This is a genomic window from Pelovirga sp., assembly GCF_059864205.1.
On sequence record NZ_JCBCBS010000068.1, the window covers coordinates 1 to 10,054 of the forward strand.

7 protein-coding genes are annotated in these 10,054 nt (G+C 51.9%); 1 reads left to right on the forward strand and 6 read right to left on the reverse strand.

Annotated features, from left to right (window positions below; all coding sequences use genetic code 11):
• The 6 genes from AC6F7T_RS03940 to prsT form a co-directional block, all read right to left on the reverse strand.
• Window positions 1-802: TIGR03016 family PEP-CTERM system-associated outer membrane protein (locus AC6F7T_RS03940; RefSeq protein WP_500716684.1), on the reverse strand; the 802-nt coding region annotated here is incomplete at its 3' end.
• 22 nt (window positions 803-824) lie between these two features.
• Window positions 825-1,658 carry an XrtA-associated tyrosine autokinase gene (locus tag AC6F7T_RS03945; RefSeq protein ID WP_500716686.1) on the reverse strand — a complete coding sequence of 278 codons (834 nt, stop codon included), beginning with the start codon at window positions 1,656-1,658 and terminating at the stop codon, window positions 825-827.
• A 4-nt stretch (window positions 1,659-1,662) separates the two neighbouring features.
• Window positions 1,663-3,201: an XrtA system polysaccharide chain length determinant gene (locus AC6F7T_RS03950; protein ID WP_500716688.1), complete on the reverse strand. Its 1,539-nt coding sequence runs from the start codon at window positions 3,199-3,201 to the stop codon at window positions 1,663-1,665.
• Window positions 3,202-3,216: 15 nt separating this feature from the next.
• Window positions 3,217-4,008: a polysaccharide biosynthesis/export family protein gene (locus AC6F7T_RS03955; RefSeq protein WP_500716690.1), complete on the reverse strand. Its 792-nt coding sequence runs from the start codon at window positions 4,006-4,008 to the stop codon at window positions 3,217-3,219.
• 3 nt (window positions 4,009-4,011) lie between these two features.
• Complete coding sequence (locus AC6F7T_RS03960) at window positions 4,012-5,373, reverse strand: TIGR03013 family XrtA/PEP-CTERM system glycosyltransferase (protein WP_500716692.1); 1,362 nt, start codon at window positions 5,371-5,373, stop codon at window positions 4,012-4,014.
• Between the two features lie 14 nt (window positions 5,374-5,387).
• Complete coding sequence (prsT, locus tag AC6F7T_RS03965) at window positions 5,388-8,021, reverse strand: XrtA/PEP-CTERM system TPR-repeat protein PrsT (protein WP_500716693.1); 2,634 nt, start codon at window positions 8,019-8,021, stop codon at window positions 5,388-5,390.
• A gap of 665 nt (window positions 8,022-8,686) precedes the next feature.
• On the opposite strand from prsT, the gene AC6F7T_RS03970 reads away from it, so the two are divergent.
• Complete coding sequence (locus tag AC6F7T_RS03970) at window positions 8,687-10,033, forward strand: malic enzyme-like NAD(P)-binding protein (RefSeq protein ID WP_500716695.1); 1,347 nt, start codon at window positions 8,687-8,689, stop codon at window positions 10,031-10,033.
• Window positions 10,034-10,054 lie beyond the last annotated feature (21 nt).

Consider the following 10,054-nt stretch of genomic DNA (forward strand, 5'->3'; position numbering starts at 1 on the left):
GCCGATAGCTAAGATCCGTTGACCAGATGCTGCTGTCGATTTCGTCACCACGGTCGTATTCGATCCAGGTACGACCAACCGTTGCAGACAGGGTCGTGCGCGCACCGAGTCGATAATCACCACCGACGGTAGCAGCATGACGATTGAAGTCTTCCAGGTTGTCATCATTGTCATGCTCAGTGTACTGGTAGCGGGCCCAGATATCGAGGTTGGCAGTCAGGTTGCGATTGAGGGTGACCCGCCCCTGATGCTCGATGTAATCATCTCCCCTGCGATCCGCGTAGTCGACCAGATTAAAGCTGTAGCCGAAGATCGCTGAGGTGGTGGGGCCCAGACGCAAGCGATATTCAGGGGTGACTGATAACCGATAAACGGTTGAACGCTGGAACGTATCATTGTATTCGAGATCGCGATCACGCTCATTCAAGGTTTCCCGACTGATGGTGCCGGTGGTGCGCAAGGTAAAGGGGCGACCACGGAACAACAACAGGTTGGCAGATCCGCGCTGGACGTCGCGAAATTGATCCTGATCTTCTGAGGTATTGTTTTGGTACAACCGATAGCGCAGGGAATAATCAAGGGCGAGATCGATGGAGCGCTGGTTGTAACCAAGAGTTAATCCCGGTTCTATTGTAGTGATCCAGTCACTTTCACGGTTGGATTCACGCAGAAAAATATTGTCATTGTATTCCTGCGCCAGGCTGAAACGTGGGGTGAAGTCAATGGCTGACCAGGCAACCGGGGTGATCATCAAGCTTACCGCCATTACCAGCAACGCGGCAAGAAATTTCAATGTTTTCATGGTGTTATCCCCACTTAATGATTTAATAGTTACCATAGTAATAACTCTGCCGATTAACAAAGCTGTGGGCATCGTTATAGACAACCCCGAGCAGGTGATGTCGCTTGAATTCTTCGAGAGTTTCAACGAGATCATCCAGCTTGGCTTTACCTTCGCGGACGACAAACAGGGTGGTATCGACCATCCCCGCCAGCACTCCGGCATCGGCAAAAGGCAAGGCCGGGGGGGTATCAAAAATGACATAACGGTCGGGATAGCGCTGTTTAAGCTCCTTGACGATCGCTTTCATCCGGCCTGAGGACAGCAGATCCACGGGTTCCTTGATGGCCTCGCCGGCAGGCAGAACGACCAGTTTACCGACGCCGGTTTTGATCAGCGCTTGTTCAATCGGCAGGTTGTCACGCAGGCAATGAACCAGCCCGACCTCCGGCTGGATATCGAGATAGCGATGAATCGATGGACGACGCAAATCGGCATCAACCAGCAGGACCGTATGATCATGCTCTTTGGCCAGAGAGATGGCGAGATTCAGTGCCGTCATGGTCTTCCCCTCTTCGCTGACGGTACTGGTCACCATAATCGTATTCAGGGGTTTTTCACCGCTGGTCAGGGCAATCAGGGTTGAACGGAGCTTGTTATATTCCTCAACTACGGCCGTTTTTTCATCACGGGCGGTGGCCAGCATCAAGTGGTTGAGCTTCAGGGGAACCACATCAAGCAGGGCACTCACTTTTCGCTTGAGGGATGCGGGCACTGGGGTTTGGGGCACTGCAACAACAGCTGAATCAGTCTGTTCCTCGCGACTCTGCTTACGCTGTTGCGCGGCTTTTTTCAACGCTTCTTCAATACGACTCATACTATTAATAACCTGTCATCAAGGAGGTCACCAGGGGGATGATCTGATCGGAGAAAATAAACACTCCGATAAAGGCAATAAGATAGATACCGGAGGCGCCAACAAGTACGACATCTCTGTAGAAGCGCCGTTTGAGGACTGCCGGATCAGAAATATTGGGGACAACGGCTAACACCTCGACACCGAGATCATTAAGCAGACCGACATCACGGACACGACTGTCCATGTTCTCGATCAGAAAAACCAACCCCAGGCCACAACCGAAGCCCCCGGCAACAGCCAGCAGCAACATGCGCAACATATCCGGCGAAACCGGGGCCCGGGGCAGAACCGCCGGGTCGATGACGCGGAAGGTGGAAGCCTTGTTTGCCACCTCCATCTGGGTCGAAACTTCTGACTTGGTCATTCGCGAGAGCAGATCATTATAGATGGTGCGGTAGGAATTTCGCTCCTGAATAAGGATGCCCAACTCTTTCTGCGCTTCCGGAATTTCCTGCAACTCTTGTTCACGAGTGCTGATATTCTGCTGCAGATTGCGCTTGCGCGCCTCCAGCGATGACAATTCCGATTCCACTTCGTAAAGTTGGCTCTGCAATTGCTGGTGCAGCGGGTTCGTGGTGGTCATCCGCGTGCCGCCCCGTTCAAGTTGTGCCGTTTCAGGATCTTCCATGCGCTGTTTGAGGGCTTCAATCTCAAACTTGAGCCGCACAACCTCCGGATAGTTTTCCGTATAGCGCAGCAACAGATTGCTCAGACGATTTTCCATCTCCATAACGCGATTGCTCTCTGCTGCCTCGCTGACCATGTCGATGGTTGGGTTGGTGCGGTTTAACTGCTCAACTAACCGTGCTTGACGGGCGCGCAGGGTGTCCTGATTCAGTTCAATGTCTTCGATCTGATTCATCATCTGCCGGATAGCGGCCAGGGTCCCGGCCTCATCGACGGAAAAAAAGATCCCCTGGCTGTTCCGGAACTCAATGATCCGGTCCTCTGCTGCTTCAAGGCGGATTTTAAAGGAATCAAGCTGTTCCTGTAAAAATCGGCCGGCGCCAAAGGTCTCTGCGCGGGTGGAAGACAGACTCTCTTCGATATAGATTCCTACCAACGAGTTGATAAAACGTTGGGCAAATTGGGGGTCCGTATCATCGATTGAGACGGTAAAGCGGTCCATCTGTCGTGTAACATTGATGCTCGTACGGCGCTGTAATGCTGAAATATATTCCTGTTGCGCCGCTTCACTGCGGGTCAGCATATTGGAGTTGAGCTCAACCAGGGTCTTGATGATCATGTCGCGACTGAGCATGGCTGCCTGCAGCACCCGCACGCGATCTTCCATGCTTGGGGTGATGGCGATACCGCGCACCAGTTCGTCAATCACATTACTTTCGATAAAAACCGTGGTATCAGCGCGATAAATCTTGGGCAGGGTAAGGCTGTAGATACCGATAGCCGTCATCACCAGCAGTGTTACGGCAACAAACAGGTACTTATAGCGATAGAGGGCCTGCAGAAAACTTAATATTTGCTTAAGGGTGTCTTTCATTCGTATTACTAACCTTTAAAAGAGACTTTCATCAACAATCAGATAGTCACCGGGACGTAACTGAACATTTTCTTCAATGTCACGACCTCGGCGCACTTTACGCAGATCGATATTGATCCGCTCCCCCCCTTCGCGAATAATCGATACCGAGTTTTCACGGGCAAAATCGGAAAAACCGCCGGCACCCAGTATCGCGTCAAGAGCCCGCATCCCTTCAACGTACTGGATTGGCTGCGGGGTGGTCACCGCGCCAAGCACATAGACAATATTGGTCATGTTGCTCGGGATATAGATGATATCTTCGGCCTGGATCGCAACGTCCTGACTCAAATCACCACGGAAATAAAGCGCGAAAAAATCAGTATTGATCTTTTCATTGTTACGCGACAGGTAAGCGCGGCGCAAATCGGCACGGCTGAAATCGCCGAGTTCACTGAGCAGCTTGAGCAGGGTCATCTGATTGGTCATATCAAACACCCGTGAAACGCTGCCACCAATGACATACACCCGGTTGTTGCGAATCTGCTGCACCGAAACGGTCACCACCGGCTGTTTAACGTAGTCTTCAATAACTTTCGCGATATGGCGGCTCAACGCCATCGGCGCGATACCGTCGGCCACCACATCCCCCACCGCCGGCAAGGTAATTTTTCCGTCCGGACGTACGATCACCGTACGACTCATCTCAGGGACGCCCCAGACCGAAATCTCCAGCACATCGCCGCTGCCGATGCGATAGTCTTCTGCAGCTGCGGTTGTCATCAATACAACCAGAACAAAAACCCATGCAAATCCAAAAATTTTCATTTTTTATCTCCCGCCAAAACCTGAAGTAACAACACGAATGGTATCAAGAATAATCTTGAAGTCGAGCGCAATGGAATAATTCTTGATGTAATAAAGATCATAACGCAGTTTTTCCAGGGCATCCTCATCAGATGCGCCATAGGGGTAACGCACCTGGGCCCAGCCGGTCACCCCCGGTTTGACAAAATGCCGGGTTGAATAAAAGGGGATAGACTCTTTCAACCGCTCGACAAAGGTCATGCGTTCAGGACGCGGACCGATGAAACTCATGTCACCTTTGAAAACATTGTAAAGCTGGGGGATCTCATCGATGCGGGTTTTGCGCATGAAGTGGCCGACCCGGGTGACGCGCGGATCATTTTTTTGCGCCCACACCGCGCCGGAATCATTTTCCGCGCCGTCGCTCATGGTACGAAATTTATAGACGAAAAATTCATGCTCATTTTCACCGACGCGCAGCTGCTTGTAGAAAACTGGTCCCCGGGAATCGAGAACAATCGCCAGGGCAATAAAAGGAAAAAAAGGAGCGGTTATCAGCAAACCTATTCCCGACAAGGCAACGTCAAATAAGCGTTTATAACTGCGCATAAATGGAGTCATGCGAAAGCGCTGATTGAAGATAAAAGAACTCGGATGCATTTCTTCGATCATCAGACAACCACTGACATGCTCGTAGTAGGTGGCAGCATCGTATACTTCGACGCCACGCAATTTGCTGTGCATGATTTCTTTCAGCGGCAGGTATCCGCGCCGTTCGGCCAGGGCGATGACCATTTTTTGCGGACGATAATCAAGGGTTATCTGGTCAATGTCATTGATATGGCCGACAATCAGGTCCGGGTCAACAACGGGAACCTTATCAGTACAAGCAACAAAACGGGTATAGCTGTGCATGTTGTGATCGGACGGCACAATCTCGGAAATTTTTTTGGCCAGGGAGCCGGCACCAACAATTAATACCCGGTTAGCAAAAAAAGACACCCGCGAGAATTTTCGGATCAACCAGCGCACCAGTATTTGGCAGAAACCAAACAGCAGTAAACTGATCAGTAAAACGCCGCGCCAGAAACCGAGACCGGGAAGGATATAAAACAACGCTGACAGAGCAAGAAGAGAGACGGTCAGGGCAAAAACAATCTTGGCAGCAACCCTCCACAGCTCGTTAAACTGTTGAAACTCATAGAGGTTAAACAGATAGGAAATGATAATAACAACAACCACGTAAGAGGCCAGCTTAAATATTCCACCCTCAAGTATCAGGGTCTCGCTACTCAATCGACCATAACGCAGATAATGCGCCAGTATCAGGCAAACACCAGCCAGAAAGGTGTCACCCAACTGTAGCAGAAATGATGGTCTGATCATCCCTGATCCCCCCATTATAGCTGATTCAGCATGCTTCTCGCTGTTGCTGCATCCTCCGTTGACGTGCTGTCCCGGACCTGTTCGAGCAGGGTACGGGCGGACTCCTTGTCGCCCAGAGCAATTTTTGCCTGGGCGAGATGAATAGCCACCACCGGAATATCCGGTAACAGATTGTGCGCTTGTTGCAACAGGTTCAGGGCGTCCCCGGCGCGATCATTTTTTACCAGAATGTAGCCGAGGGTATCCATGATGCGTGGGTCGTTGGGACGCAACTGGTAAGCGCGCATGGCATAATCCAGTGCCTGACGATCTTCACCGAAATTGTCGGCCAGAATATAGGCCAGGTTGTTCAGGGCAATCACATTGTCGCGATCGTGACTCAGGGCGTTCTGATAATGTTCACGAGCAGCCCCTTTGTTACCACGCCGTTCCGCCAGGGTACCGATGGCGACGTGAACCGGGGCAAAGGTGGGGTCGGATCGGAGAATGCGCTGGTACAGCTGCTCTGCCCGCTCTACTTGCTGCAGTTGTTCGAAAATAGAGGCCAGTTGCAACTGCAGACGCGAAGGTCGCTGCAGCCTGCTGATACCCTGCTGCAGCAGGCTTGTTGCTGTATCAGTATCCCCTGCCGCGGTATGCAAGGATGCCGCCAGCAGGTAGGGATATTCCTGCCCGGATTGCGAACGAAGAAGGTCCTCAACAAGCCTGCGCGCCTGGTCGCGATTATTGTTCATGTAGTGACGCCACAACAAGGTATTGCCACGCTCCGGCGCAACAGCGGCCAGATCCACAAAAGTCGCTTCAGCAGCGCCGGACTCACCTTGTTGCTGGTGCAGCGCACCCTTGATTTCCAGCAACGGGGCAGAGTTAACATGCAGTTGCAGGCCGCGATCAACTACCGCCAGGGCCGCTGACAGATCACGCTGACGCAGACGATACTGGGCAGTAGCGACAAAACCCTGCTCCGTCCGTGTCGCTTCAACCCGGCGATAGGCTGCCTCCAGATCGTCGTTGCGACCCTGAACATTGTAGATCGCAGCGCTGCCAAGCAAAGCGCGCAAATTGTCGGCTTCACGGCTGAGTACGTCGTCAAACTGCTGCAACGCCTGATCATAATCGGATTGCGATGCATAGTAGGAGGCCAGATTAAAGTACGGGGTCAGGTAGTCGGGATTGGCCTCTTTGGCTGCCTGCAGGGCGACGATGGCCTGTTGCGGTCGGTTCTGGGAAAAATAAGCAGCAGCAAGATAATTATTGAGCAACGCGTCCTGTGGGGTGCCGGTCATCCCTTCACTGAGGGTGTCGATGGCCGCTGAATAGTTTTTCTGACGCAGATAATGAGTAACCAACATCAGCCGGCTATTCAACAGTTCAGGGGACACATGGACGGCACGAATGAGATCTTCTTCTCCGGCGCTGATTTCACCCCGGGACAGACGTACTGCACCACGCTGCAAATGGGCCTCAACCATGGTCGGATCCAGATTGGTTGCCGCTTCCAGTTCGGCCATACCGCGATCGAGCTGACCGGCGGCCAGCAACGCACTGCCGAGGATATTGCGCGCATAGGCGTTGTTGGGGTTGGCGCTCACCACCCGCTGGATCTGGGCAATGGCATCATCAACGCGTTCCTGCTTGAGCAGGGTCAAAGCAACCAGCACCCGCGCCCGCTCAAATTCGGGACTGATATCGAGGGCGTTCTGAAACTGATTGAGGGCAAGCTCGAAGCGCTCAAGGGAATAATAACTCAAGCCCAGAAACAGATAGGTCAACGGATGCTGTTCAGTGCGCAGCGACTGATCCAGGGCGACCCGGGCATCATCGTAGTCCCCTTGACGATAGAGCAGCATCCCTTTTAAACGGTAGCTCTCGGGGCGATCGGAAAATAGGCGTCCAAGTTGTTCGACGCTTTTTTCAGCAGCGGCGAAATCACCGAGATCAAGCTGGAGAATTCCCGCCATATAGAGAGCGTAATGTTGACGTGGTTCAACAGCGACAATATCAAGATACAGTTGCAGGGCGGACTCAATTTCACCTCTGGCAGTAACCAGGGGAGCTAGTAAAAAATACGCTTCAAACTGGCGTTCATCAAGAGCAATTACTTCGCGCAGACGCTGTTCCGCACGGGATATGTCGTTGCGTTGCAGATAGGTTTTTGCCAGATTCAAATGGGCAGGGGCATAAGTGGGGTTAAGTACTATAGCCTGGTTGAATAGATTCTCTGCTTCAGTCAAGTCACCTGAAGCACCATAAGCCCGGCCCTGAAGGGTAAGTGATTCGGCGTTGGGAGAAGCTGCTGAATGGAAGCGCTCAATTTCGGTTAAACCCTTTTGCGGGTCGCCTCTGTCAATGGCAACGGCTGCCAGCTGAAGCAAAATGTCGTAGGAAGAAGGGTTTTGCAGTAAAACCTTCTGAAACTCCTGTTCTGCCAGTTCGAGGCTGTCACTTTCCCGATAAGCTAAAGCCAGTCCCAGACGGGCAGACAGATCGTTCGCGTCCTTGTCCAGGGCGTTTTTGTAAAGAACGATGGCTCCACGGATATTCCCTTCTGCCTTGAGTCGATCACCTTCAGCAACAAGTTCCTGGGGCGTTTGGCTTGAACAAGCCATGAGAAAACCAACGGTGAATAGAACAAACAAAACTTTCATCAGTCCCCCTTTTTACTTATCATAAAGTTTTCTAATTAATACTGATCTTCCGCTGCGTTTAACGACCATGCACGTCATCCCCGCTAAGGCGGGTATCCAGGGGAGTTGCTCAGATTCCTGGACTCCCGCTTTCGCGAGAGTAACGACTTTTCAGAGGAGAGCGGAAGATTGGTGCTAATTGGCGACAAACACCCTTGCCACAGTAACCCCGACCCTGCGCAAGGGCAGTGCTGAACAGTTACAAACACAATGTAAATTTAGCAGAATATAGCTAGAAAGCAAAGAATCAATAGGTTATATTTTACCGAATTTGTTAGCTATGTGCTGAGCCAAAGGACACAAGTCAATTATTGCGGTGCTCGGCAAAAGCTTCAGCTTGGATGGCTCAGCTCAAAGCGCCACATGCCAGGCGCGCTATTGTTGAACAATGAGGGGTACTTACCTGCGTCGAAGCAGTGAAACGATGGCGACTGTTTTCAGAATGGTGCAGCAGTTGATGAGTTTTTGTGACACCAGCAACTTATTAGAAAAATACATAAATATCATTGTATCTTGGTAAATGAATATTTTTTTTCAGTGTTTTTTGTTATCTTGCCCAGGCTAAATCTGAAAATTCCCTGGAATGGAGTCCCTTCATAACAAAAAATGATCACATTGGAGTGAAAATGGATATTGAAAAGGGTGCCGGAAAAATTGCCAAATGTCTGCGGCTGATGCTCAAGGATAAACCCGGCCATTTATCCAGCGTAACAACCGCTATTGCCGAGAAAAATGCCAGCGTAGGTGACATTCATCTGGTGCGCGTCGGTCGCACCCACAATACCCGTGAAATAGTCGTTTACGTTGATTCGGAAGAGCAGTTTGACGACCTGGTCGAATCGATTTCAAGACTTGAAGGGATTATTGTCGAAGATCTGATCGATCTGGTCCACCAAATTCATGAGGGTGGCAAAATTGCCACGCGCAGCCGCGTCCGGATTGAAACCATCACCGACGTTCGGCAGATCTACACGCCTGGTGTCGCCGCCATTTGTAAAGACATACAGCGCTCACCGGAACTCGCCTACAAATACACCTCCATCCCCAATCAAGTGGCTATTGTGACTAACGGCACCGCGATCCTCGGGCTGGGTGACATTGGTGCCGTCGCGGGGATGCCGGTCATGGAAGGCAAGGCCGTCCTGTTTGATCATCTGGTCGGCGTCAGCGGCGTTCCCATCCTGATCCAGAGCCATGATCCGCAGGTTATTATTGATACGGTCTTGAACATTGCTCCGACCTTCGGCGCGATCAAGCTCGAAGACATAAAAGCCCCTGAGTGTTTTCAGATTGAGGAAGTACTTGATGCCCAGCTTGACATCCCGGTCATGCACGACGATCAACACGGCACGGCGGTGGTCGTACTGGCAGCCCTACTCAATGCCACCCGTTTTTCAGGAATGATGCTCAAGCAATCAACGGTCGGGATGATCGGTTTAGGTGCGGCGGGGATGGGAATCAGCAAACTGCTGCTCTCTTACGGGGTAAAAAAGGTCATCGGCACCGATATCGATATGAGTGCCCGTGAACGCCTGGTTGCCGCCGGTGGCAACGATGGATCCCTTGAAGAAGTCATGCAGAAGGCCAATGTTGTTATTGCGACGACAGGACGTCACGGTCTGATCACCCCGGAAATGGTGCGCAAGGGGTCGGTTATTCTCGCTCTGTCCAATCCGAACCCGGAGATTGAGCCGGAGCTGGCCATACAGGCCGGCGCTTCTTTTGCCGCTGACGGTAAAAGTGTCAACAACGCCCTCGCCTTTCCCGGTTTGTTCCGCGGCGCCCTTAACGTCCGCGCCACCAGAATCAACAACAAGATGAAAATTGCGGCAGCCCAGTGCATCGCCCGTCACGCTGAAGAGCACGAACTGGTGCCCTCACTGTTGCACCCCGAGGTTCATAAAGATGTAACGGCTGCGGTCGAACGCGCAGCGCTGGAATCAGGAGTGATCAAGCACTGGGATGGGGATTGATGTGAGCGGTGAGCGGTGAGC

Excerpts from the sequence above, each read along its gene's own strand:
- AC6F7T_RS03945 (WP_500716686.1), bottom strand. The coding sequence starts at position 1,658 with ATGAGTCGTATTGAAGAAGCGTTGAAAAAAGCCGCGCAACAGCGTAAG.
- AC6F7T_RS03950 (WP_500716688.1), bottom strand. The coding sequence starts at position 3,201 with ATGAAAGACACCCTTAAGCAAATATTAAGTTTTCTGCAGGCCCTCTAT.
- AC6F7T_RS03955 (WP_500716690.1), bottom strand. The coding sequence starts at position 4,008 with ATGAAAATTTTTGGATTTGCATGGGTTTTTGTTCTGGTTGTATTGATG.
- AC6F7T_RS03960 (WP_500716692.1), bottom strand. The coding sequence starts at position 5,373 with ATGATCAGACCATCATTTCTGCTACAGTTGGGTGACACCTTTCTGGCT.
- prsT (WP_500716693.1), bottom strand. The coding sequence starts at position 8,021 with ATGAAAGTTTTGTTTGTTCTATTCACCGTTGGTTTTCTCATGGCTTGT.
- AC6F7T_RS03970 (WP_500716695.1), top strand. The coding sequence starts at position 8,687 with ATGGATATTGAAAAGGGTGCCGGAAAAATTGCCAAATGTCTGCGGCTG.